The following is a 23,431-nucleotide window of genomic DNA, read 5'->3' as shown; positions in this document are numbered from 1 at the left end:
TCCCGAAGTAGGTCCGGTGGGGGGCGCGGGAGAGCCCTGCGCCCCCCACCGGCCGGATTCCCCATGGCAGAAGCCCTTCCCCTGGTCACGCCCCGTCGGGCCCGCCCCGCAGTGGAGACGCTGCTTCGGGTGGTTACCTACTCCACCACCCGCCTGGTGGCCCTCTTCCTCACCGTGGTGGTGGGAGTTTACCTGACCATCCTCGTGGCCAACATGGGCGGGTACGTGGACGTGATCAAGCGGACGGAGATCCGGGAGCAGGTGGGGATCAGCGTCTCCTTCGATCCGACCATGCAGCGGCTACCTGCGGAGGAGCGGCAGAAGCGCATCGAGGAGCTGGTGAAGATCGAGGAGGAGCGCCTGGGGCTGGACCGGCCCTTTCTGGTGCGCACCGTGGTTTACCTGCGGGAGGCGTTGCGGTTGCGCCTGGGCTTTGCCGAGCGGATGACCAGCGACACCGGCTCGCGCCTGGTGCGCAACATCATCCTGGACCGCCTGCCGCCCACGCTGCTGCTCTTCGTCAGCGCTCAGCTCCTGCTGTTCTTTGCCTCGGTCTTCGCCGCCCTGGCCCTCTCCCGCCGCTACGGCAGCCCCCTGGACCGGGCGGTGATCGCCCTGGCGCCCACCTCCGCGCCGCCAGCATGGTTCTACGGCATCTTCCTCATCCTGATCTTCGCCGCCCTGCTGCGGGTACTGCCCTTCGGGGGCATGGTGGACGCCCCTCCGCCGCAGGGCTCCCTGGCCTACGCCGCCAGCGTGCTGCGCCACATGATCCTGCCCATGACGGCGCTGTTCCTCACCACCATCTTCCTTTCCGTCTACTCCTGGCGGACCTTCTTCCTAATCTTCTCCAGCGAGGACTACGTGGAGGTGGCCAAGGCCAAGGGTCTCACCTCCCGGGCCATCGAGCGGCGCTACATCCTGCGGCCGACGCTGCCCACCATCGTGACCAGCTTCGCCCTCTCCCTGATCGGCGCCTGGACCGGGGCCATCGTCCTGGAGACCGTCTTCAACTGGCCGGGGCTGGGGCGCGCCCTCTTCCAGGCCATCGGACTCTACGACACCCCGGTGATCGTGGGCGCCACCATCATCTACGCCTACCTGCTGGCGGTGACCGTCTTTGTCCTGGACATCCTCTACGCGCTCATTGACCCGCGGGTGAAGGTGGGGCTGGAGGGGCAGCGGTGAGCAGGATTCTGACCGAGCTGCGCCATTATCCCTCCGCCATCGCCGGCCTCTCCATCATCGGCCTGCTGATCCTCGCCTCCGTCTACGCCGTCCTGGCCATCCCCTACGGCGAGGCCATCCGGCTGTGGCGCGGCGGGGAGGCGCTGTGGCTGGAGAACCCGCGCAATGCCCGCCCGGTGTGGATGGCGCTCTTTCGCCCCGACCTGCCGCGCACCATCCTCGTGCGAAGCCAGGTCGCGCCCCGCCGGGTGGAGGAGTTAGGCGGGGGGGTGCGGCAGGTCACCATGACCCTGGCCTTCGACTACCCCTATCGGGAGTTCCCCGACGGCCTGGGGGTCTTCTTCCAGACCCAGGCGGTGGACCGGCCGCCACATGTGGCTCTCCTCTGGCGCACGCCCGACGGCGCCGAGATCCGGATCAACGAGTTCACCGTCCGCCCCCGGGAGGTCTACCGACTCTCCGACGACCCCCGCCTGCGTCAGGAGCTGGGCGGTCCCCCCGAGGTCGTTCTCCTGGCCAGCCCGGACGCTCCCGACCGGGTGCTGCGCGGGCGGTACCAGCTCCTGATCCGGGGGTACCTCTTTGAGCAGGCCTCCACCCTGGAAGCCAGGCTGGTGGTCTACGGCAAGGCGCACGGGCTGGCGGGGACAGACCACCTGCGGAGGGACCTGATGATCCCTCTGCTGTGGGGGGCGCCCATCGCTATGGCCTTCGGCCTGCTGGCGGCCGTGGGGTCCACCCTGAGCACTCTGGTGATCGCGGCGGTGGGGGTCTGGTACGGGCGCTGGGTGGACGGAGCCATCCAGCGTATCACTGAGGTCAACCTGATCCTGCCGGCGTTGCCCATCCTCATCATGATCGGCACCCTCTACTCCCGCAGCATCTGGGTCATCCTGGGCGTGGTCATCCTCCTGGGTATCTTCGGCGCTGGCATCAAGACCTACCGCGCGCTCTTCCTTCAGGTCAGGGAGGCGCCCTACATCGAGGCGGCCAGAGCCTACGGAGCGGGGAACCTGCGCACGGTCTTCGTCTACATGATCCCGCGGGCCGTGCCCGTGCTCATCCCCCAGTTCGTCACCCTCATCCCCTCGTTTGTCTTCCTGGAGGCCACACTGGCGGTCCTGGGGCTGGGCGACCCGGTGCTGCCCACATGGGGGAAGGTGATCGAGGATGCCTACAGCAAGGGCGCGCTCTTTTCCGGGCACTACTACTGGGTGCTGGAGCCGGCGGTGCTCTTGATGCTCACCGGTCTGGGCTTCACCATGCTGGGCTTTGCCCTGGACCGAATTTTCAACCCCCGCCTGCGGGAGATCTGATGGGGCACGACGGCGTTCTCACCGTGGAGGAGCTCCGCCTGCACTTCCGCACCACCAAGGGGCCGGTGCAGGCGGTGGACGACGTCTCCCTAACCCTGCGTCGGGGGCGGACCCTGGTGGTAGTGGGGGAGTCCGGCTGCGGCAAGAGTTCCCTGGCCCGGGCCATCCTCCGCCTCCTGCCGCGTAACGTGCACACCTACAGCGGGCGCATCCGGCTCAACGGCAGCGACGTCATGGCCTTCCCCGAGGAGCGGTTCCGCCGCGAGGTGCGCTGGGTGCGACTGGCCCTGGTACCACAGGGGGCGATGAACGCGCTCAACCCCGTGCTGCGGGTGGGCGAGCAGGTGGCGGAGCCCCTGGTGGTGCACGGGCGGGCGGGCAGCCCGGCCGAGGCGCGCCGCTCCGCCGCGGAGATCTTCCGCCAGGTGGGCGTCCCGCTGGACTTCCTGGACCGCTATCCCTTCGAGCTCTCCGGCGGCATGCGCCAGCGGGTGGCCATCGCCATGGCCCTGGTCACCCTCCCCGACGTGGTCCTGCTGGACGAGCCCACCTCCGCCCTGGACGTCCTCACCCAGGCCAACATCATGAACGTGCTGAAGGCCATCAAACGGGACATGGGCACCAGCTTCATCCTCATCACCCACGACATCGCCACCAGCAGCGAGATCGCCGACGACGCGGCGGTGATGTATGCCGGACAGATCGTCGAGGCCAGCCAGGCCGCCCAGTTCTACCGGGAACCATTGCACCCCTATTCCCGGGCGTTGATGGCCAGCGTCCCCACGCTGCGGCAGACCAAGGCCCTGGGCTTCATCCCCGGCCGGCCTCCCAGCCTGATCGGCCCGCCGCCGGGCTGCCGCTTCGCCGACCGCTGCCCGGCGCGCTTCTCCCGCTGCAACCAGGAGCCGCCGCTATTGACCGTGGAGGGCCAGCGCCAGGTGAAGTGCTGGCTGTACGCGTGAGGGCCGCCGTGCCGGACGACGTCCTGCTCTCCGTGCGTGATCTGCACACCTGGTTCGAGCTCCGTCGCCTGGGATTCGTCCGGGTGGGATGGGTGCGCGCCGTGGACGGGGTGAGCTTCGACCTGCTGCGCGGGGAGGCGGTGGCTGTGGTCGGGGAAAGCGGTTGCGGCAAGAGCACCCTGGCCAAGACCATCCTGGGCCTGCACCCCCCCACGCGAGGGGAGATCGTTTTCGACGGCCGGCGGGTGCACGGGTCGGAAGACCTGCGCTGGTACCGCTCGCGCGTCGGCTACGTGCAGCAGGATCCCTACGGAGCCCTCCCGCCCTTCATGCCCGCGCAGCGCATCCTGGAGGAGCCGCTGCTGATCAACGGGGTGACGCGGATCGAGGAGCGGATGCGCCGCATCCGCAGGATCCTGGAGGAGGTGAAGCTCACCCCCGTGGAGGACTTCCTGCACCGGTTCCCCCACATGCTCAGCGGGGGGCAGCAGCAGCGGCTGGTGGTGGCGCGGGCCATGATCCTGGAGCCGCAGCTCATCGTGGCCGACGAGCCGGTCTCCATGCTGGACGCCTCTGTGCGCGTGGAGGTCCTGCACCTTCTGAGGGGCCTGCAGGCCAGGCACGACCTGAGCATCATCTACATTACCCACGACCTCTCAACGGTGCGTTACTTCTGCGAACGCGTCTTCGTCATGTACGGTGGGATGCTCATCGAGCAGGCGCCGGTGGAGGAGCTGCTGCGGGCGCCGAAGCACCCCTACACCCAGGCGCTGCTGGCCGCCATTCCCGACCCGGATCCGGACAACGCGGCGCGGATGCGAGACGTCCCGCCGGGCGAGCCGCCCAGCCTGCTCAAGCCCCCCGCCGGTTGTCGCTTCCACCCGCGCTGCGCCGCGGCGATCGCCGGGGTCTGCGACGTCCGGGTCCCCCCGCACTTCCAGCCAGCGGAGGGCCACCACGTGGCCTGCTGGCTCTACGGGGCTGAACGGGATACGGTGCCGGCGGCCACATCCCGAACCTAGGCGGGTGTGGGGAACTCTTGGACAGCGTGGCCCGGGGTGAACTCGGGCCGGAGCGGACCGGGGCTGGAGCAATGGCACCTTTCAGGCTCATGGCGGTGGGAGGTGGGCTGCTGCTGGCGGCCTGGATCGTCCTCCTGTTGATGGTCATCCGGCGCCTCGAGCCGAGCCTCTTGCTCGGCATCGGCGCCTATGCGGCCTCACTGGCCGGGCTGGTGATTGGCCTTTTCGGGGCGGGACAGTACGCCCGGGGTCGCTCCCACCACTGAGACTCCGACCCCTGAGCCTCCATTCCCCCCGGCTCCGCCGGTCCCGGCGGGGAGGCGATCTGGTGAACTTTGGTGAAGTCCAGTATGTCCTGATGAAGGGGGGCGCTGGCAGGACCTTGAGAGTGAAGTGGTGTATCGTATATCCGAGTATATTCTGGTGCGGCTAGGATGGTGAGGAGAGCGGTCATGCGGCACAGGACCCCGGCGGACCCGATGACGGTTGAGCAGGTGGCAGAGTACCTGCAGCTCAACAAACTCACCATCTACCGCTACATCCGCACCGGGGAGCTGCCGGCCGTGCGTATCGGGAGGGCCCTTCGGGTGCTGCGGCCTGATGTAGAGGCGTTTCTCGAAGCCCACAGGGTTCGCCCGGCAGCGCGGCAGGAGCCGGTGCAGGAGACGCGGCGGAAGGTGACGGAGCCCGCCGTAGCCACCAGGACCCCGGCAGGGGCCGTCTTGGGCGAGTCCATCGACGTCCTGGAGGAGCGGCGGCGGCGGCAGGTCCTGCTGAGCACAAATCCCCTGGAGTGGGTCATCCGGGGCCTGCACTAGCCCTGCAGCGCATGACGGGGTGGTATGAGCGGGACCGGGGAGGGGCGCGTGCAAAGCGGCCACTGGACGGCCGAGGCCCCGTGAGGAGCGGTGCAGCGCTATCTTGTGGGCCGGCTGGCCCAGACCTGGGTCGTCCTGCTGGGGCTGAGTCTCCTGGTCTTCGCCCTGCTGGTGTGGACGCCGGGCGATCCCGTAGAGCTGATGGCCACGGCCAATCCGGAGGTCATGCCGGCGGATGTCCAGCGACTGCGTCAGTACTACGGGCTGGACGATCCGCTGCTGGTACGATACCTGAAGTGGCTGCGGGCCGTATCCCGGGGAGACCTGGGGTATTCCCGGACCTACGCCCTCCCCGTACGCGAGCTGCTCTCACAGCGGCTGGGCAACACCCTCCTGCTGGCGGGGACCGCCTTCCTCCTGGCGCTGGCCGGGGGGACAGCCGCCGGGATCTACTCGGCCCTGCGCCAGTACTCGCCCGCCGACTACGGGATTACCGTCCTTTCCTTCATCGGTCTGGCGGTCCCCAACTTCTGGCAGGGGATCCTGGTGATCCTGGTCTTCGCCGTCTGGCTTCCCCTCTTTCCACCGGGCGGCCTGGCCACCCCCGGGGTTGCCCCGGGCTGGCCGGCGCTGCTGGATCGTCTGTGGCACCTGGTGCTGCCCGTCTCGGTGCTGGCCACCAGTGGAGCCGCTGCGTGGACGCGCTACATGCGCAGCAGCCTCCTGGAGGTCATCCACCAGGACTACGTGCGGACGGCAAGGGCGAAGGGCCTCTCGGAGGCCCGGGTGATCCAGGGGCACGCCCTGCGCAACGCGCTGCTGCCCGTAATCACGCTGGTGGCCCTGGCCATTCCCGGAGTGGTGAACGGGGCCGTACTCACCGAAACGGTCTTCTCCTGGCCGGGCATGGGGCTGTTGCTCTTCCAGGCGGTCCTCGGCCACGACTTCAACGTGGCCATGGCCGTGCTGCTGCTGCTGGCGGTGGTCACGGTGGGGGCGAACCTGCTGGCGGATCTGGCCTACGCTCTGGTCGACCCGCGCATCCGGTACGGGTGAGGACGTGAGAGGCTGGTGACAGGCGGGCAGATGGTCATGGCGCTGAGGCGGCAGCCTCCCCAGGGGGGAGGCGCCGTGGCGGAGCGCGGCACGAGGATGACCTGGCGGCGTTTCCGCCGCCACCGGCTGGCGCTGCTTGGCGCGGGGATCGCGCTAATTCTCTCGCTGGCGGCGGCCCTGGCACCCTGGCTGGCGCCGCAGCCGTCGGACCAGATCGCCCTGAGGGAGCGCTGGGTCCCCCCCAGCCTGGCACATCCCTTCGGCACTGACGAACTGGGGCGCGACGTCTTCGCCCGCGCCCTGCACGCCGGCCGGGTCTCCCTGAGTGTGGGCTACCTCTCCGCGGCGGGCGTAGCCCTTCTGGGTACGGTCATCGGGGTCGCCGCCGGCTACTACGGCGGGGCGGTGGACGGCGTCCTCATGCGCCTGACCGATGTGGTCCTGGCCCTGCCGACAATCCCGCTCTACCTCATCCTGGCGGCGCTGCTGCCGGGTGGGGGCGTGGGCCGGATCGTTGCCATCTTCGTCGCCTTCGGCTGGACCGGAGTGGCCCGGCTGGTCCGCAGCCAGGTCCTGGCGCTACGGGAGCAGGAGTTTGTGCAGGCCGCCCGGGCGCTGGGGGCCTCCGAAGCGCGCATCATGCTCCGCCACCTGGTGCCCAACGCCGTGGCGCCGCTGATCGTGGCTACCACGCTGGCCGTGGGAGGGTTCATCCTGGGGGAGGCGGCGCTTTCTTACCTGGGGCTGGGGATCCAGCCTCCTACCCCTTCCTGGGGAAACATGCTGCAGCGGGCCCAGGATTACATCTGGAACGCCTGGTGGCTGGCCGTGTTGCCCGGGGTGCTGGTCTTCGTCACGGTTCTAAGCTTCAACTTCCTGGGCGATGGGCTGCGGGATGCCCTCGACCCGCGGATGAGGGTATAGCGGTGGACGCACGGGGTGGGGGGGTGCGGGCATGGTGGCTGCGGCCAGCGGCGGCGGCGCTGGCGCTGCTGCTTTGGTCGGCACCGGGCCGGGCGCAGCCGCCGCGGGACACGGTGGTCATCGGCATGGCCCAGGAGCCGGACCGGCTGGGGGCCTTCAGCATCATGGTGGCGTCCTCCGTCGTGGACCACGCGCTGTTCGCGCAGGCCGCTCCTTTCACCGACCGCTGGGTGCGGATGCCGCTGCTGGTGGAGAAGCTCCCCACCCTCAAGGACGGCGACTGGGAGCTACTGCCGGGCGGGAAGATGCGGGTGACCTGGCACCTGCGGCGGGGATTCACCTGGCACGACGGCCGCCCGGTCACCGCGCTGGACTGGCGCTTCACCTACGGCGTCTTCCGCAACCCCCAGACCCCCCTGGTCAGCCGCTTCATCCTGGACAAGGTGGACAACGTGCTGGTCCCCAACCCGGCGGACCCCTACACTCTGGTCGTGCAGTGGAAGGAGCGCTACCCCTTTGCCGGCAGCCTGCCTTTCGGAGGGCCGTTCCCGCTCCCACGGCACCTCCTGGAGTCCGCCTACCTGCGGGATCCTGCCCGACTCCCGGCGCACCCCTACTGGCGGGCGCCGGTGGGGCACGGTCCGTACCGCTTCGTGGAATGGGTCCCGGGGAGCCATCTGGCCCTGGAGGCCTACGACCGCTTTCCCCTGGGCGCTCCGGCGATCAGACGTGTGGTCTTCCGCTTTATCCTGGACAACACGGTGCTGCAGCTCAACCAGATCACCGGCGGGGTGGATGCCACGGAGAACACCGGGTTCGACTGCCAGGCGGTGGAGCAGATCCTGCGGCGCAACCCCCAGGTCACCGCCCAGTTCCGTGAGGCCATGCGCTGGGAGCGGATTGACTTCAATCTGGATAATGAGTGGCTGCGGGATCGGCGGGTCCGCCAGGCCATCGCCTACGCTGTGGACCGGGCGGCGATCGCGGAGCTCTCCTGCCCGGGAGGCCGCCAGCCGGTGGCGCACACCTGGCTGCCGCCCCGGCACCCTGCCTACCATCCCGGGGTACGCAAGTACCCCTACGACCCGGCCCGGGCCCGGGCGTTGCTGGCGGAGGCGGGGTTTACTCCGGGGAGCGATGGGATTCTGAGGGATGCGGCGGGGAAGCGGGTGGAGATGACCATCATGACCACCGCGGGGAACGCCCTGCGCGAGCAGATCGAGCTGATCATGCGGGACCAGCTGCGCCAGGTAGGGATCGACCTGCGCATCGACAACCGTCCCGCCTCGGTGCTCCTGGGGCCCGTCCTGACCCAGCGCCAGTTCCCCCACATGATCCTCTACCTGAGCAACTTCTCCCCGGACTCCCTCCCCTTCAACCGCTTCCACAGCAGCCAGATCCCCAGCGCCGCCAACAGCTGGCAGGGGGACAACCGGGCCGGCTGGCGCAATCCGGAGAACGACCGCCTGTGGGAGCAGCTGGCCTCGGAGCTGGACGAGCAGCGACGCCTGGCGCTGCTGCGGCGGCAGCAGGAGGTCTTTGCCGAAGACCTGCCCAGCCTGCCCCTTTACTTCGCCCTGCGTCTGACCACGTCTGTGCGGGCGCTGCGGGGGATCCGGCCCACGGGGCTGGTGGGATCATACCTCACCTGGAACATCTGGGAGTGGCGGTGGGAGCAGTGACAGTGGCACAGAGGTCCAGTATACTGCCAAGCTGCGCAGAAGTGGGGTGATGATGTGGCCGAGCCGCTGCTGCAGGTGCGCAACCTGAAGACCTACTTCTACACCGACGAGGGTGTGGTCAAAGCCGTCGACGGGCTGAGCTACACCCTGCACCGGGGGGAGACGCTGGGCATCGTGGGAGAGTCGGGGTGCGGCAAGAGCGTGCACGCCCTCTCCATCATGCGGCTCATCCCGCAGCCGCCGGGGAAGATCGTGGCCGGAGAGATCCTCTTCGAGGGCAGGAACCTGCTGCACCTCTCCGATGAGGAGATGCGGCGCATCCGGGGCAACCGCATCGCCATGATCTTCCAGGAGCCGATGACCTCCCTCAACCCTGTGCTCACCGTGGGGGAGCAGATTGCCGAGGCGGTGATGCTGCACCAGAGGCTGGACCGCCGCAGCGCCTGGGAGCGAGCGGTGGAGATGCTGGAGAAGGTGCGCATCCCCCTGGCCCGGGAGCGGGTGCGGGACTACCCGCACCAGTTCTCCGGCGGGATGCGGCAGCGGGTGATGATCGCCATGGCCCTCTCCTGCAATCCTTCTATCCTCATCGCCGACGAGCCCACCACCGCCCTGGACGTGACCATCCAGGCGCAGATCCTGGAGCTGATGCGGGAGCTGCAGCAGGAGTACCACATGGCCATCATCCTCATCACCCACAACCTGGGCGTGGTGGCCGACATGTGCGAGAACGTGGTGGTCATGTATGCGGGGAAGCCGGTGGAGCACGCCGACATCTACCGCACCTTCGCCGAGCCCAAGCACCCCTACACCTGGGGGCTGCTGCACTCCATCCCCAAGCTCTACGAGCGCAAGGAGCGGCTCATCCCCATCGAGGGGCAGCCGCCCAACCTGATTGACCTGCCGCCGGGGTGCCCTTTTGCCCCGCGCTGCCCCTTCGCCTGGGAGATCTGCACGCAGGAGGACCCTCCGGAATACCCGGTGGGGCCCAACCACACCGCCCGCTGCTACCTGCACAGCGAGTATGCCAGCGAGGAGAAGCGGAAGACGGCAGCGGAGGCGGGGCTGGCTGCGTCCACCCGCTCCTCCTCGTCATGAGGCGGGTGCGGGGGAGTGACTCGCGGCGCGGCGAGGGAGGGAGGAGCCATGGCCCAAGCCACTGACGACATCATCCTGGACGTGCGCGACCTATACAAGTACTTCCCCATCACCAAAGGGTTCATTTTCCAGAGGCAGGTGGGGGCGGTGAAGGCCGTGGATGGGGTCTCCTTCCAGATCCGCCGCGGGGAGACCATGGGGCTGGTGGGGGAGTCCGGCTGCGGCAAGACCACCACCGGCCGGGTGATCCTGCGGCTCATGGAGCCCACCCGGGGGGAGGCGCACTTCGAGGGGCGCAACATCTTCCGCCTGAACAAGGAGGAGCTGCGGCGGATGCGCCGCGACATGCAGATTATCTTCCAGGATCCCTACTCGTCGCTGAACCCGCGGATGACCGTAGGGGATATCATCGGGGAGCCCCTGGAGATCCACAACCTGGCCCGGGGGCGGGAGAAGCTGCGCCGGGTGCAGGAGCTGCTGGAGATCGTGGGCCTGGCCCCCTACCACGCCAACCGGTACCCTCACGAGTTCTCCGGCGGGCAGCGGCAGCGCATCGGCATTGCCCGGGCCCTGGCGGTGAACCCCAAGCTGATCATCTGCGACGAGCCGGTCTCCGCCCTGGACGTGAGCATTCAGGCCCAGGTGCTGAACCTGCTGGAGGAGCTGCAGAAGGAGTTCGGCCTGACCTACCTGTTCATCGCCCACGACCTCTCGGTGGTGAAGCACATCAGCGACCGCATCGCCGTCATGTACCTGGGGCGGATCGTGGAGGTGGCCGACGCGGACGAGCTGTTTGCCAACCCGCAGCACCCCTACACCGAGGCGCTACTCTCCGCCGTGCCCATCCCCGATCCGGAGGTGCGTCGGGAGCGGATCATCCTGCCCGGAGACGTGCCCAGCCCGGTGAACCCGCCGCAGGGCTGCCGCTTCCACACCCGTTGCCTCTACGCCCGGGAGAGCTGCAGGGTGAATGATCAGCAGCTGATCGACTACTGGGGGACCGGTCACTACGTGGCCTGCGAGGTCCTGCCGTTCCGGCAGCAGCGCAGCAAGGCGGCGGTGCTCAAGCCGCGTGCGTGAAGAAGGGCGGATGCGCCGAAGGGCTAGGCGCCACGAAGGAGGTGGGAGGACGACCATTCAGCGGAGGGGCGGAAAGGACGACACGACGCACCGCTTAGCGGTGCACCCTGACGGGAGGAGGGTGACCATGAGCAATACGCGGTGGTTTATGCTGCCTGTCCTGGTGGCGGCCCTGGCGCTGGCTTTCCAGCCGGGGCTGGCCAGCGGGCAGGCGGTGAAGAACCCGGACACCTTCATCGCGGTCACTTTCGGGGACTGGGACAGCCTGGACTGGGCCTGGGCCTATGACACCGCCAGCTTTGGCGTGATCTTCAACATCTACGAGCCGCTGATTTTCTTCGAGGGCGGCCGGATGGACCGCTTCGCGCCCATGCTGGCCACGGCCGTGCCCACCATCCAGAACGGGCTGCTCTCCCGGGACGGCAAGACGTACACTTTTCCCATCCGCCAGGGAGTCCGCTTCCACGACGGGACGCCTATGACCGCGGAGGACGTGGTCTACTCCCTGCGTCGCTTCCTGCTCACGGATCGCAGTGGCGGGCCGTCCTCGCTGCTGCTGGAGCCCATCCTGGGGTTGACCTCAACCCGGGACGATAAGGGCAACCTCATCCTGAAGTACGCCGACCTCACCCGGGCCATCCGCGCCCAGGGGAACAACGTGATCATCACCCTGAAGGAGCCCTTCGGCCCGTTCCTCTCCATCCTGGCCCAGTGGTCCTACGTCATCCCCAAGAAGACGGCCATCGCCCGGGGTGACTGGGACGGTACCGCGGCCACCATGCGCAAGTACAACAATCCGAAGAAGGAGTCCATGGCCTTCTTCGAGTTCGCCAACGGCACCGGACCCTTTAAGCTGGAGCGGTGGGACCGGGCGGGGCGGCAGATGATTCTGGTGCGCAACGACAACTACTGGAGGACGCCGGCCCGGCTGCGCCGCGTGGTCATCCGCCAGGTGGACGAGCCGGCCACCCGTATCCTCATGCTCAAGGCGGGGGACGCCGACGCTGACCTGGGGGTGACCCGCCGCGAGCTGCCCCAGTACGTGGACGTACCGGGCATCCGCATTATCGACGACCTGCCCACGGGAACCTCTACCAATCCGGCGGTCTTCTTCACCTTCAACATCGACTGCGCCGGGAACCCCGACTGCGGCAGCGGGCGCCTGGACGGAGCTGGGATCCCGCCCAACTTCTTCTCCGACGTCAACGTGCGCCGCGGCTTCGCCTACGCCTTCGACTACAACACCTTCCTGCAGGACGGCTACCGGGGCAAGGCCACCCTGGCCAAGGGGGTCATCCCGCGGGGCATGTTCGGCTTCAACGAGAAGCAGGAGTACTTCACCTTCGACCGGGCCAGGGCGGCGGCCAACTTCCGCGAGGCCTGGGGTGGGCAGGTCTGGGAGCGCGGCTTCAAGGTGACCGTGCTCTACAACGCCGGGAACGTGGTCCGGGAGCTGGGAGCACGCATCCTCAAGGACAACATCGAGGCCATCAACCCCAAGTTCAAGATCGACATCCGGGGCATCACCTGGTCCAGCTACCTGGCGGCGATGGATGCTTCCAAGCTTCCGGTCTTCTTCATCGGATGGCTGGCCGACTACCCCGACCCGCACAACTTCACCTTCCACTTCATGCACAGTGACGGGACCTTCCCCCACGTGCAGAAGTTCAAGAACGAGGAGGTGGACCGTCTGGTGACGGCGGCGGCACGGGAGACCGACCGGGCCAAGCGCGAGCAGATGTACTTCGAGCTCAACCGGAAGTACTTCGAGCTCGTACCGTCCTTTGCCACGGTGAACGCCATCGCCTTCCGCGTGCAGCGGTCCTGGGTGCGGGGGTGGTACTGGAACCCCATGTTCCCCGGGACCTACTACTACACCATCTCCAAGGGCTAAGCCTGAGGGCGGGGGCCGGAAGCATCCCTCCCGGCCCCCGCCCGGGGTGCCGCTCCCCGTGACGGTCTTCATCGCCCGCCGCCTGCTGCTGCTCCCCCTGGTGGGGATCGGGGTAACCCTGCTCATCTTCAGCCTGCTGCAGCTCCTCTCGCCGCAGCAACGGGCGGCGCTGTACGTCACCGACCCGCGGCAACTGCAGGCCATCGACAGCATCATCCGGGAGCACGGGCTGGATCGGCCGGTCTACATTCAGTACGTGCAGTGGCTGGGCCGGGTACTGCAGGGGGACCTGGGCTGGTCGGAGACGGCCAAGATGCCCGTGGCCCGGGCGATCACCACCTTCTTTCCGGCGACGCTGGAGCTCACCCTCTACACCTTCCTGCCCATCCTGGCCCTGGGCATCTGGCTGGGCACCAAGTCCGCGGTGCACCGGGATCAGATCGTCGACCACTTCTCCCGCCTCTTCGCCATCGGCGGGCAGTCCTTCCCCACGTTTGTCTGGGGGTTGCTGCTGCTCATGATCTTCTACGGGGCCTGGCGGCTCTTCCCTCCGGGACGGCTCTCCCTGGAGGCGAACCTGGTGGTACTGGATCCCGCCCAGTTCCGCACCTACACCCACCTGGTTACGGTGGACGCGCTGCTGAACGGTAAGCTGTGGATCTTCCTGGACGCGCTGCGCCACCTGGCGCTACCGGTGATCACCCTCAGCCTGGTGCAGACAGCCACCCTGGTGCGCGTCACCCGGTCCTCCATGCTGGAGACGCTGCGCCAGGACTACGTGCGCACCGCTCGGGCCAAGGGGCTGGAGGAGCCGCGGGTGATCAACAAGCACGCCCGCAAGAACGCCCTTATCCCGGTGATTACCCTCTCCGCCCTGCTCTTCGTCGGGCTGCTCAACGGGGTGGTGATCACGGAGACCATCTACAACTACCCGGGGATCGGCCGCTGGGGGGCCAACGCCGCCATCCAGCTGGACGCGCCCGCCGTGGCCGGGTTCGCCCTCTTCAGCGCCCTGCTGCTGGTCTTGGGAAACCTGGCCGCGGACATCCTCTACGCCTGGATCGACCCACGGATCCGTCTGGGGTAGGCCACCATGGGAGTCCTCGCCGAGCGCAAGCTGGTCAGGCCAGAGCTGGCGGTTGCGCTCTCCACCTGGCAGATCGCCGTGCGCCGCTTCCGCCGCAACCCCCTCTCGCTGATGGGATTGATCCTCATCGCGGGCTTCATCCTCATGGCGGTGCTGGCCCCGCTGCTGGCCCCACCGCCGCCCAACGCGCGCAACCCTTACATGATGCCTCACGCCGGCTACAGCCCAGACCCGCAGCCTCCCCGGCCCGGCCACCCCTTCGGCACCACGGAGCAGGCTTTCGACATCTACTACGGGATCATCTGGGGGGCGCGCACCGCCTTCCGCGTGGGACTGCTGGTGGTGGCCATCTCGGTGCTCATCGGGGTCCTGGTGGGCAGCGTGGCCGGCTACTTCCGCGGTCGGGTGGACGAGTTCCTGATGCGCGTGGTGGACATCTTCCTGGCCTTCCCCGGCTTGATCCTGGCGGTGGTGGTGGTGGCCATCCTGGGGCCGGGGCTGGAGAACGTGCTCATCGCCCTGGCCCTGGTCAGCTGGCCGGGCTACGCCCGCCTGCTGCGCGGGGAGATCCTCTCGGTGCGGGAGCGGGACTACGTGGAGGCGGCCCGGGCCATGGGCGCCAGCGACATCAAGATCATCCTGCGCCACATCCTGCCCAACAGCATCTACCCGGTGCTGGTGGTCTCCTCCCTGGACATGGGCAGCATCGTGGTCACGGCGGCCGCCCTCTCCTTCCTGGGGCTGGGAGCGCCCATCGGCTACGCCGACTGGGGGCAGATCATCAGCCTCTCCCGAAACTGGATCATCGGCGCCGGGGGCAGCGCCTTCGCCTTCTGGTACACGGTGGTCTTCCCCGGAGCGGCGCTGGTGCTCTTCACCCTGGGGTGGAATCTCCTGGGCGACGCCTTCCGCGACATCCTCGATCCGCGCCTGCGGGGGGCCACGTAGCAACGATCGACCTGCGTCCGCCCGGGCGATTCCCTGGTCTGCTCGGCGGGCAACCATCGTCAGGGGAGCCGTACCGCGCCCAAATCCCGGCCGAAGGTGATCTGCACTCGAGTGCGGGCCGCCCGCAGGTGGGAGAGGCCTTCGGCGAGAAGCTGCTCGGCAGCCGCTCTGGCCATGGGCTCGGTCGTCTGGCCTGTCCCGGGGCGGCGGATCTGCACGCTTCCCTGCCACGCTCCACCCTCCACAGCGAGTTCAGCCACTGCCTGCGTACCGTCCGCTGCGGCGGACTCCCGCCTGATGGCCAGGCGAGCGGGACCGTATTCGATGGCGTAGCGGGCTCCGGGGACCTCTGCGCGAAGGTCCTCCAGCATCCCCTCCTGGCCCAGGCCGAAGAACCGGTACTCGTAGTCGGCCTCCGGCCCCGGCGACCGCAGCAGGAGGTCTTCCACCCCGCGAAGCTGCAGGGTCACCGTGCCGCTGGGTCCCCCGCGGAAAGCTTTCAGCCCCAGAGCCTCCCGCGCCTGGCCGAACAGGCCCGCGGCCAGGGCGAAGCGGCGGCGGACCTCCCCCTCGGGAGGCGGAGCAGGAACCAACCGACCGCCAGCGGGCGCGTCCCAGGACCCGACCGGTGCTCCGGCGATTGGACGGATGATGAGCGCGTACGGTTCGTCTGCCCTGGAGAAGCGGACCTCGTCGATCTCCCCTGCCGGGGCTTTGACGGTGATGGTGTCGAATTCCGCCTGGGGCGCGGCGCGGGCGAATGATGCCTCCTGCTGTTCGGGCGCCTCGTAGCTGTAGTGGACCTCGTAGCCGGAGAGGGGAAGAAGCCTGGGAGCCCGGAGGGCGAATCCGGAGACGACCTGGAGATCTACCGGAAGCCCGGGCAGCTGCGCCTGGAGGGGGTGACTCCAGGCAAGCAGCGCGGCTCCCACGCTCACCGCGGCCCGGCGCCAGCGGCTGAAGAAGGCTGTAACGGGTGCTGTTCGCACCATTCCCCGCAGAGCAGTTCCATGGCTCGCTGCGGCGCTCCTCCACCGTGCTACGATGACGGGCGGTGAGGGGCATGCTGAGCCGCCAGATCGTTGACCCCGCCGTCCGTCTCGCCCGGTGCGGGCACCCGCGCAGGTACGTCGCCCGGGCATGCCCCGGGTGGTGGCTGGTCTTGCTGCTGCCTGCGCTTGTAGTTTCCCCGGCGGCCCCCGCAGCACCCGCGGTTGTCACCGTGGCGCGGGACGTCTCCCCGCAGGCAACTGCGGAGAACAGCCAGCGGAAGCTCGTCATTGACCGACAGGGCCGGGTGGCCCTGGCCTTCGTCCGCCCGGTGGGCGGGACCGACAGGGTCTTCCTGGCTGAGTCAGAAGACCGCGGTCGCTCCTGGAGGTGGGCAGAGGTCCCCGCGGCCTCCCGGCCGGCCCGCCTGCCCGCATTGCACTTCTTCCCGGACGGCGCGCTACACCTGGTCTGGACCGACTTCGGGCTGAAGGGACGGATCCTCTACACCGTGCGCCGCGCCGGGCGCTGGAGGGCGCCGCTTGCCCTCTCCCCACCCGGGGTGTACGCCGGTGTCCCGGTGGTGGCCCCCCTGCGCGGCCTGGCACACGTCCTGTGGTACGGCATCCGCCCCGAAAGGCCCCAGGAGGCTACCCGCCACGGCGCCATCTACCAGATCCTGGCCACCCGGCAGCAGGGACGGGCCTGGGTTCCCCCGGAGGTGATCTCCCCGGGCATCCCCGACAGCATAAACCCCGCCCTGGGCGCTGATGCCGCGGGGCGGCTGCACGCCGCCTGGTTCCAGTTCGACGGGCGTGTCTACCAGGTCCGCTACACGCGCTTCACCGGGCGATGGGAGGCGCCACGCTCCATCACCGCCGGCGAGGTAGACCACACCAACGTCGCGCTCGATGCAGACGGCGTCCAGGCGCACCTGATCTGGGAGGAGCGGGGGCCGCAGCGCACGATCGTCTACGGGCTCCCGGGCCGGCCTTCTCAGACGCTGGCCAGCGGAGCGGTGGGAGGACCTGTAGTCGCCGCCGCCGGGGGGCGGGTGGCCGCAGCCTGGAGCGAGGGGGGCATGATCGTCGTGCGGTCAATCCGCCCGGCGGCAGAGGCGCGGCGCGTCGCTCAGGGGATTGCCCCAGTGCTGGCCCTGCGTGGCTCCACCGCCTATCTGGCGTGGACCTGGCCCGGCCCCACGCCTGAGGTACGCTTTGCTGCGATCCTCCTCCCCTGATGCCTCAGGCCGGCACCTACGACCTAAACGTCACCGGGCGCGGATCGTACCAGCTCCTCGCACAGTGACAGGACAAACCTGGCATCCCTCAGCGCCTGATCGGCGTCCTGATGGACGTACAGCTCCTCGGGCGGAGTCCCTGTCTCCTCATCGCCGTAGAAGCTGACTTCCCGTTCCCCACGCAGTCGCCTGGAGATAGCGGCCACTTGGTCGATCTCCTCGGCCAGCCTACCGCGAAGCCTATCTCTGTGCCGTTTCAGGAAGATCCCCACATCATGAACCCGGGGGACCTCCAGACCCACAAAGCGCAGCGCTCCTTTGAGCGCCAGCTCCACGGCCTCCTGGCTCCGCCTGACCACCAGGTTCCAGGCCTGCTGTGCATAATGCCCTTCCGCCTCCCAGATGATCCTCTGGGCCCGGGTCAGATAGCCGCGAGCCATTTCCTCGTTGGTCATATCTCAAAGATCTCTCCCGGAACCAGGTCGGGTTTGAGGTCCCAGTAGCGAACCTTCCCCAGGCGGAGGCGGCGGGCCCCCTTGCGCCTCAATGAGTGCTTCAGTTGTTCAAGGGCCCCGGCAAGGAATCCGTCGCGGTCGAACAACAGGATGGCATCCTCGACCAGGTCCAGGTAGAGAGGTCTGACGGTCTTTGCCTCCTCCGGCGTTTGGAGGATCACGCACAGATCAGCGACGATGCCTTCCTCATGCAGCGCCGCCAGCTCTGCCTCAATGCTTTGATCCGCCACCTGGAGAAGCCTCCTGCGGGCAAACCTTCCCCTGGGCAACTCCTCCATGATTACAAGTAGATCAATGTCCGAGGACGGAGTTGCTTCCCCCCGGGCGAGGGATCCAAAGAGTGCCACCGAGATCAGGCGGTCGGCAAATCCTTCCTTCAGTGCTTCAGAATACGTTTCGGCGATAACCTTGAGCCTCTCGCTCAGTTCTCTGGATGAAAGTTCTCTCCTTACAGCACCCATGAAATCACCACCGGGAAAGACGAAAGATCTGGCATCTCCGCTCTTCCGCTTCCCGGTGGCCAATTCCTGTTGCCGTGCCCGCATGCAGGGCTTCGACCATGTGGCGCGGTACTCCGGTCGGCGGCCCAGCTGAGCCCCGCGTCCCTTGGCCTGGGCCGGGCGCATGGTAGCATGGGGAGAGGTGATCCGGGATGACCATTGACCTCGCCACCGTTGATCGCGTGGCCCGCCTGGCCCGCCTTTCCCTCAGCGCGCAGGAGCGGGAACGGTTCACCGGGCAGCTGCAACGCATCCTCGATTACTTCGCCCGCCTGCAGGAGCTGGACCTCTCGGCGGTGGAGCCCACCGCGCACGTCCTGGCCGCAGCCAACGTTCTGCGGGAGGACGTGGTGCAGGCCGGTCTGGACCGGCAGGAGGTCCTGGCGGCGGCACCGGCACAGGAGGAAGGGTTCTTCATAATCCCGCCGGTCCTGGAACCCGTCTAGACGTATGCCCGGCACATCCACACCCGCCCGGCGTGCGGGGGACACATGACTCCCGCGCAGCTTTCCGTCGCCGACCTGCTGCTGCGGCTGCGACGTCGCCAGCTGGCACCCTCGGAGCTGCTGGCTGCATGTCTGGCCCGCATCCAGGCGCTGGACGGCACCCTGCACGCCTTCCTCTACGTGCACGGGGAGGCGGCGCAGGCGGAGGCGGAGCGGTGGGACCAAGCCTACGCCCGCGGTGAGGAGGTCCCGCCGCTGGCGGGGATTCCCGTCGCCGTCAAGGACATCATCGCCACCCGTGGCGTCCCCACCACCTGCGGCTCCCGCATCCTGGAGGGCTGGCGCCCTCCCTACGACGCCACGGCGATGGTCCGGCTGCGAGAGGCGGGCGCGATCCTCCTGGGGAAGACCAACACGGACGAGTTCGCCATGGGATCCTCCACCGAGAACTCTGCCTTCGGCCCCACACGCAATCCCTGGGATCCGGAGCGCGTCCCGGGCGGTAGCAGCGGAGGCTCGGCGGCGGCGGTGGCCGCGGGAATGGCGCCCTGCGCCCTGGGGACGGACACCGGGGGATCGATCCGCCAGCCCGCGGGGCTTTGCGGCATCGTCGGCCTCAAGCCCACCTACGGGCGCGTCTCCCGCTACGGCCTGGTGGCGTACGGTTCCTCCCTGGACCAGATCGGGCCTCTGACCCGTACCGTGGAGGACGCGGCGTTGCTGCTGCAGGTCCTGGCGGGGCAGGATCCCCGTGATGCCACCTCCGCCGCCCTCCCCGTGCCCGACTACCGAGAGGCGCTGAGGGCGGGGGTCGCGGGGTTACGCATTGGCATCGCCCGGGAGGGCCTGGGCGAGGGGCTGCAGGCCGGGGTGCGCGCCGCCGTCCTCCAGGCGGTGGAGGTGCTGGCAGGGCTGGGGGCCCGCCTGGAGGAGGTGACCCTGCCGACTATCGAGTACGCCCTGCCGACCTACTACCTCGTGGCGACGGCGGAGGCCAGCAGCAACCTGGCCCGGTACGACGGCGTGCGCTTCGGGCTGCGCCTGGAGGCGCCCGACATCGTGGCCATGTTCTCCCGCACCCGCGCGTCCGGGTTTGGCCCGGAGGTGAAGCGGCGCATCATGCTGGGCACCTACGCGCTCTCCGCTGGGTTCTACGAGGCCTTTTACCTCAAGGCGCAGCGGGCGCGCACGCTGGTGCGGCGCGACTTCGAGCAGGCCTTCCAGCGCGTGGACCTGGTCCTGCTGCCCACCTCTCCCACCGTGGCCTTCCGTCTGGGTGAGCGCGTGGCGGACCCGCTGCAGATGTACCTGGCGGATATCTTCACCATCCCGGTGAACCTGGCGGGGCTGCCCGGGATCTCCGTCCCCTGCGGCTTCGCCGAGGGGCTGCCGGTGGGACTGCAGCTGGTAGGGCGGCCCTTCGACGAGCCTACGGTGTTACGCGCCGCCGCCGCGTACCAGGAGGCGACCGCCTGGCACCTCCAGCGGCCTCCCCTGGCGGAGGGGGGAGCGGGTCCGATCGGAGGGATGAGGGAGTGAGCCCGGCCGCCGCGGGGGAGATGGTCATCGGGCTGGAGATCCACGTCCAGCTGCAGACCGCCTCCAAGATGTTCTGCGGCTGCGCCGTGACCTTCGGCGCGCCGCCCAATACGTTGATCTGCCCCGTCTGCCTGGGGCTGCCCGGGGCCCTTCCGGTGCCCAACCGCAGGGCGGTGGAGCTGGGGCTGCGGGCTGCGGTCGCCCTGGGCTGCCGCATCGCCCCACGCAGCCACTTCCACCGGAAGAACTACTACTACCCCGACCTGCCCAAGAACTACCAGATCTCTCAGTACCAGTACATGGACCACCCGCCGCTGGGAGTGGACGGGTGGCTGGAGTTTACCGTGGACGGCGCCGAGAGGGCGGTACGCATCCGCCGTGTCCACCTGGAGGAGGACACCGGAAAGCTGGTCCACGTGGAGCAAGACGGGGTGGTCACACACACCCGGGTGGACTACAACCGCTCCGGAGTTCCCCTGATGGAGATTGTCACCCAGCCGGACCTGCGCAGCCCGGCGGAAGCACGGGAGTTCCTGGTGGCGCTAAGGGCCCTGCTGCAGTACCTGGAGGTGAGCAGCGGGCGCATGGAGGAGGGCACGATGCGGGTGGACGCCAACCTCTCCCTGCGCGCCCCCGACGGGACCCTGGGCACGCGCACCGAAGTCAAGAACATGAACTCCCTGCGGGCGGTGGAGCGGGCGCTGGCTTACGAGGCGGCTAGGCAGGCGGAGGTGCTGGCCGGCGGCGGCGCCGTGGTGCAGGAGACGCGCCACTGGGACGAGCGGCGGCAGATCACCTTTGCCTCCCGGACCAAGGAGGAGGCGGAGGACTACCGCTATTTCCCCGAACCGGACCTGCCGCCCATCGTGGTGGACGAGGCATGGGTGGAGGCGGTGCGGGCGGCCCTGCCGGAGCTGCCGGCGCAGAAGCGGTCCCGTTACGTGCACACCCTCGGACTGAGCCCCTACGACGCCGAGCTGATCGTCCGCCAGCCGCGCCTGGCCGCCTTCTTCGAAGAGGCCCTGGCGGCCTATCCCCAGGCCAAGACCCTGGCCAACTGGCTGAGCGGAGATATCGCCGGCATCCTGAACGCCGAGGGGAAGGAGATCGACCAGGTGGCACTGCGCCCCGAGACTCTGGTCACCCTGCTGCGCCTGATCGACCAGGGGCGCATCAGCGGGCGGATCGCCAAGGAGCTGCTGCCGGAGCTGGTGCGCGCGGGCGGCGACCCGGCGGCTCTGGTGACGGAGCGGGGCCTGGAGCAGATCAGCGACGCTGCGGATCTGCAGCGCCTGGTCGACCGTGTGATCGCTGCCCATCCGGAAGCGGCAGAGGAGTTTCGCCGGGGAAAGGACAGGGCGCTGTCCTTTCTGGTGGGACAGGTGATGCGGGAGACCCGCGGGCGGGCCAACCCCGAGCTGGTCAACCGCATCCTGCGGGAGCGCCTCGGTGGCTAGGCCCGGCGCCCGCCCCAGGCTGGAGCCCGGTCGGCGTCTGACGGTCCGCTTCTCCGGGCTGGCCGCTGACGGGGCGGCCGTGGCGCAGGTGGGTGCCGCCCGCATCGCCGTACGCTACGCCATCCCCGGTGAGGAGGCGCTTATCCAGGTGGTGCGCACCTCGCCGGCGCCGCTGGGAGCCATCGTCGCCGTCCAGCGGAAGTCGCCCGATGCCGCCACGCCCCCCTGCCCGCACTTCGGCCGCTGCGGAGGATGCCAGCTCCAGCACATCACGCTGCCGGCACAGCGCCGAGAGAAGCGCGCCCTGGTGGTGGCCGCCCTGCGGGAGGTCGGCGTACCCCCGGACCTGGTGCGCCCGTGCACGGGCGGACAGCCCTGGGGCTACCGCAGCCTCCTGCGTGCCACCTTCGACCGACGCGGCCCGGCCGTCATCGCCGGGTTCTTCGGCTGGGGGGAGCAGCGCCTCTACAACATCGCAAGCTGCCCCGTCCAGCACCCTACCAACGTGCGCATCCTGCACGTGGTCCGGGAGGCGGTGCGGGCCCTGGACCTGCCGCCGTACAACCGGCGCCGCGGCAGCGGGCTGGTGCGCGGCGTCCTGGGGATGACCGGCCAGGCCACGGGAGAAGCGCTCGCCGTCCTCTCGGCGGCGGGGCCGCTGCCCGACCGTATGGCCTTCGTCCGGGCGATCCTTGACCGCGTGCCCGGCCTGGTGGGGCTGTTGCTGACCGTCCAGCCCGGCCACAGCACCGCCTTCTTCGGCCGGTCGCTGGCGCTGCTGTGGGGCCGCGACTACCTGGAGGACGAGATCCTGGGGCTGCGGGTGCGGCTGCGGGCGGACGCGCATATCCTGCCCAACCCCGGCGCGCTGCCGCTGCTGCTGCAGGCCGTGGCGCAGGCTGGAGAGCTGCGCGGCGACGAGCAGGTGCTGGACGCCTTCGCCGAGGCTGGCCTGCTCACTCTTGCCCTGGCGCAGCGGGTGCGCCGAAGCGTCGGCGTGGTCAGTGACCGGCAGGCCATGACCGAAGCCTGGTTCACGGCGCAGCGTAACGGGATCGCCAATGCGGTCTTCTATACCCGGGATCCGGCCAGGGTACTGGCCAAGCTGCACCAGCGGGGTGAGCGCACCGACGTGCTGGTGACGGCACCGCCGGGGGAGGGACTGCCGCAGTCCCTGCTGGATGCCCTGGCGGCCGTCGGTCCGCAGCGGGTGGTTTACGTGGGCCGCTCGCTGGCGGTGACCGCCCGCGACCTGGAGCGCCTGCGCCGCGCCGCCTACCGGGTGCGTTCCGTTCAACCGGTCGACCTCTTCCCTCAGACGGGCCACGTGCACGCCGTGGTGGGCCTGCACCGTGCCTGACATCCTGACACTGGAGCGTGAAGCCATGACCGCAGAGCACACCGCAGCAGACCGCACCACGGCAAGCCGCATCCTGATCCCGGGGCCGCGCTCCCGGGAGCTGCTGGAGCGCAAGCGGAGGGTGGTGCCCGACGCTATTACCGTCCAGGCGCCCGTATTCGCCGTGCGTGCGGAGGGGGCGCTACTGTGGGATGCCGACGGCCGCCGCTACATTGACCTGGCCGGCGGGGTGGGTTGTCTCAACGTGGGGCACAGCCACCCCAGGGTGGTCGCAGCCATCCAGGCCCAGGCCGCCCGGTTCACCCACAC

At 69.0% G+C, this 23,431-nt stretch carries 23 protein-coding genes; 20 read left to right on the top strand and 3 right to left on the bottom strand.

Annotated features, from left to right (window positions below):
• Positions 1-63: 63 nt before the first annotated feature.
• The 14 genes from QN152_12140 to QN152_12075 all read left to right on the top strand — a co-directional run bounded on the left by QN152_12140 (position 64) and on the right by QN152_12075 (position 15,075).
• The gene (locus QN152_12140) at positions 64-1,188 is read left to right on the top strand and encodes an ABC transporter permease (GenBank protein ID MDR7540258.1); all 1,125 of its coding nucleotides are present in this window, start codon (positions 64-66) and stop codon (positions 1,186-1,188) included.
• Positions 1,185-2,504, top strand: a complete 1,320-nt coding sequence (locus QN152_12135; GenBank protein MDR7540257.1) for an ABC transporter permease — start codon at positions 1,185-1,187, stop codon at positions 2,502-2,504. Before QN152_12140 ends, QN152_12135 begins: the two co-directional genes overlap by 4 nt.
• Positions 2,504-3,466 carry an ABC transporter ATP-binding protein gene (locus QN152_12130; GenBank protein ID MDR7540256.1) on the top strand — a complete coding sequence of 321 codons (963 nt, stop codon included), beginning with the start codon at positions 2,504-2,506 and terminating at the stop codon, positions 3,464-3,466. Before QN152_12135 ends, QN152_12130 begins: the two co-directional genes overlap by 1 nt.
• 8 nt (positions 3,467-3,474) lie before the next feature.
• The gene (locus QN152_12125; protein MDR7540255.1) at positions 3,475-4,488 is read left to right on the top strand and encodes an ABC transporter ATP-binding protein; all 1,014 of its coding nucleotides are present in this window, start codon (positions 3,475-3,477) and stop codon (positions 4,486-4,488) included.
• A gap of 71 nt (positions 4,489-4,559) precedes the next feature.
• Positions 4,560-4,754 carry a hypothetical protein gene (locus tag QN152_12120; protein ID MDR7540254.1) on the top strand — a complete coding sequence of 65 codons (195 nt, stop codon included), beginning with the start codon at positions 4,560-4,562 and terminating at the stop codon, positions 4,752-4,754.
• Positions 4,755-4,967: 213 nt separating this feature from the next.
• Entirely contained in the window at positions 4,968-5,306 is a 339-nt protein-coding gene (locus QN152_12115; protein MDR7540253.1) for a helix-turn-helix domain-containing protein, read from the top strand.
• A gap of 90 nt (positions 5,307-5,396) precedes the next feature.
• Entirely contained in the window at positions 5,397-6,362 is a 966-nt protein-coding gene (locus tag QN152_12110; protein MDR7540252.1) for an ABC transporter permease, read from the top strand.
• A gap of 15 nt (positions 6,363-6,377) precedes the next feature.
• Positions 6,378-7,286 (top strand): ABC transporter permease, encoded by a 909-nt coding sequence (locus QN152_12105; protein ID MDR7540251.1) that lies wholly within the window; start codon positions 6,378-6,380, stop codon positions 7,284-7,286.
• A gap of 2 nt (positions 7,287-7,288) precedes the next feature.
• Positions 7,289-8,968 carry a peptide ABC transporter substrate-binding protein gene (locus tag QN152_12100; protein ID MDR7540250.1) on the top strand — a complete coding sequence of 560 codons (1,680 nt, stop codon included), beginning with the start codon at positions 7,289-7,291 and terminating at the stop codon, positions 8,966-8,968.
• 54 nt (positions 8,969-9,022) lie between these two features.
• Entirely contained in the window at positions 9,023-10,066 is a 1,044-nt protein-coding gene (locus QN152_12095; GenBank protein MDR7540249.1) for an ABC transporter ATP-binding protein, read from the top strand.
• 48 nt (positions 10,067-10,114) lie between these two features.
• Positions 10,115-11,146 (top strand): dipeptide ABC transporter ATP-binding protein, encoded by a 1,032-nt coding sequence (locus QN152_12090; GenBank protein ID MDR7540248.1) that lies wholly within the window; start codon positions 10,115-10,117, stop codon positions 11,144-11,146.
• A 127-nt stretch (positions 11,147-11,273) separates the two neighbouring features.
• A complete protein-coding gene (locus tag QN152_12085; protein ID MDR7540247.1) occupies positions 11,274-13,040 on the top strand; it encodes an ABC transporter substrate-binding protein in 1,767 nt (588 codons plus the stop codon).
• Positions 13,041-13,098: 58 nt separating this feature from the next.
• The gene (locus tag QN152_12080; protein MDR7540246.1) at positions 13,099-14,127 is read left to right on the top strand and encodes an ABC transporter permease; all 1,029 of its coding nucleotides are present in this window, start codon (positions 13,099-13,101) and stop codon (positions 14,125-14,127) included.
• A gap of 6 nt (positions 14,128-14,133) precedes the next feature.
• A complete protein-coding gene (locus tag QN152_12075) occupies positions 14,134-15,075 on the top strand; it encodes an ABC transporter permease (GenBank protein MDR7540245.1) in 942 nt (313 codons plus the stop codon).
• Positions 15,076-15,134: 59 nt separating this feature from the next.
• Here QN152_12075 and QN152_12070 read toward each other — a convergent pair whose 3' ends face one another.
• Positions 15,135-16,013, bottom strand: coding sequence for a hypothetical protein (locus QN152_12070; protein MDR7540244.1), 879 nt, complete (start codon positions 16,011-16,013; stop codon positions 15,135-15,137).
• A gap of 125 nt (positions 16,014-16,138) precedes the next feature.
• On the opposite strand from QN152_12070, the gene QN152_12065 reads away from it, so the two are divergent.
• Positions 16,139-17,305 (top strand): hypothetical protein, encoded by a 1,167-nt coding sequence (locus QN152_12065; protein ID MDR7540243.1) that lies wholly within the window; start codon positions 16,139-16,141, stop codon positions 17,303-17,305.
• A 23-nt stretch (positions 17,306-17,328) separates the two neighbouring features.
• On the opposite strand, the gene QN152_12060 is transcribed toward QN152_12065, so the two are convergent.
• Both QN152_12060 and QN152_12055 read right to left on the bottom strand, forming a co-directional pair.
• Positions 17,329-17,760 carry a HEPN domain-containing protein gene (locus QN152_12060; protein ID MDR7540242.1) on the bottom strand — a complete coding sequence of 144 codons (432 nt, stop codon included), beginning with the start codon at positions 17,758-17,760 and terminating at the stop codon, positions 17,329-17,331.
• Entirely contained in the window at positions 17,757-18,281 is a 525-nt protein-coding gene (locus QN152_12055) for a nucleotidyltransferase domain-containing protein (GenBank protein ID MDR7540241.1), read from the bottom strand. Before QN152_12055 ends, QN152_12060 begins: the two co-directional genes overlap by 4 nt.
• Positions 18,282-18,472: 191 nt before the next feature.
• On the opposite strand from QN152_12055, the gene gatC reads away from it, so the two are divergent.
• From gatC to QN152_12030, 5 genes are all read left to right on the top strand, one after another.
• Complete coding sequence (gatC, locus tag QN152_12050; protein MDR7540240.1) at positions 18,473-18,766, top strand: Asp-tRNA(Asn)/Glu-tRNA(Gln) amidotransferase subunit GatC; 294 nt, start codon at positions 18,473-18,475, stop codon at positions 18,764-18,766.
• A gap of 45 nt (positions 18,767-18,811) precedes the next feature.
• Entirely contained in the window at positions 18,812-20,305 is a 1,494-nt protein-coding gene (gatA, locus tag QN152_12045) for an Asp-tRNA(Asn)/Glu-tRNA(Gln) amidotransferase subunit GatA (GenBank protein MDR7540239.1), read from the top strand.
• Positions 20,302-21,762 carry an Asp-tRNA(Asn)/Glu-tRNA(Gln) amidotransferase subunit GatB gene (gatB, locus tag QN152_12040; protein MDR7540238.1) on the top strand — a complete coding sequence of 487 codons (1,461 nt, stop codon included), beginning with the start codon at positions 20,302-20,304 and terminating at the stop codon, positions 21,760-21,762. The genes gatA and gatB overlap by 4 nt, the downstream gene beginning before the upstream one ends.
• Positions 21,755-23,122 carry a 23S rRNA (uracil(1939)-C(5))-methyltransferase RlmD gene (rlmD, locus tag QN152_12035; GenBank protein ID MDR7540237.1) on the top strand — a complete coding sequence of 456 codons (1,368 nt, stop codon included), beginning with the start codon at positions 21,755-21,757 and terminating at the stop codon, positions 23,120-23,122. The genes gatB and rlmD overlap by 8 nt, the downstream gene beginning before the upstream one ends.
• Positions 23,115-23,431: aminotransferase class III-fold pyridoxal phosphate-dependent enzyme (locus QN152_12030; protein ID MDR7540236.1), on the top strand; the 317-nt coding region annotated here is incomplete at its 3' end. The genes rlmD and QN152_12030, both read left to right, overlap by 8 nt.

The sequence above is a fragment of the Armatimonadota bacterium genome, assembly GCA_031459715.1.
Classification (GTDB): Bacteria; Sysuimicrobiota; Sysuimicrobiia; order Sysuimicrobiales; family Humicultoraceae; genus Humicultor; species Humicultor tengchongensis.
This window is presented reverse-complemented; position numbering and strand designations above follow the sequence as displayed.

Bases quoted from the DNA above. Each gene is read 5' to 3' on its own strand.
- QN152_12140 (MDR7540258.1), top strand. From the start codon at position 64: ATGGCAGAAGCCCTTCCCCTGGTCACGCCCCGTCGGGCCCGCCCCGCA.
- QN152_12130 (MDR7540256.1), top strand. From the start codon at position 2,504: ATGGGGCACGACGGCGTTCTCACCGTGGAGGAGCTCCGCCTGCACTTC.
- QN152_12120 (MDR7540254.1), top strand. From the start codon at position 4,560: ATGGCACCTTTCAGGCTCATGGCGGTGGGAGGTGGGCTGCTGCTGGCG.
- QN152_12115 (MDR7540253.1), top strand. From the start codon at position 4,968: ATGACGGTTGAGCAGGTGGCAGAGTACCTGCAGCTCAACAAACTCACC.
- QN152_12090 (MDR7540248.1), top strand. From the start codon at position 10,115: ATGGCCCAAGCCACTGACGACATCATCCTGGACGTGCGCGACCTATAC.
- QN152_12085 (MDR7540247.1), top strand. From the start codon at position 11,274: ATGAGCAATACGCGGTGGTTTATGCTGCCTGTCCTGGTGGCGGCCCTG.
- QN152_12075 (MDR7540245.1), top strand. From the start codon at position 14,134: ATGGGAGTCCTCGCCGAGCGCAAGCTGGTCAGGCCAGAGCTGGCGGTT.
- QN152_12065 (MDR7540243.1), top strand. From the start codon at position 16,139: ATGCTGAGCCGCCAGATCGTTGACCCCGCCGTCCGTCTCGCCCGGTGC.
- QN152_12060 (MDR7540242.1), bottom strand. From the start codon at position 17,760: ATGACCAACGAGGAAATGGCTCGCGGCTATCTGACCCGGGCCCAGAGG.
- QN152_12055 (MDR7540241.1), bottom strand. From the start codon at position 18,281: ATGGGTGCTGTAAGGAGAGAACTTTCATCCAGAGAACTGAGCGAGAGG.
- gatC (MDR7540240.1), top strand. From the start codon at position 18,473: ATGACCATTGACCTCGCCACCGTTGATCGCGTGGCCCGCCTGGCCCGC.
- gatA (MDR7540239.1), top strand. From the start codon at position 18,812: ATGACTCCCGCGCAGCTTTCCGTCGCCGACCTGCTGCTGCGGCTGCGA.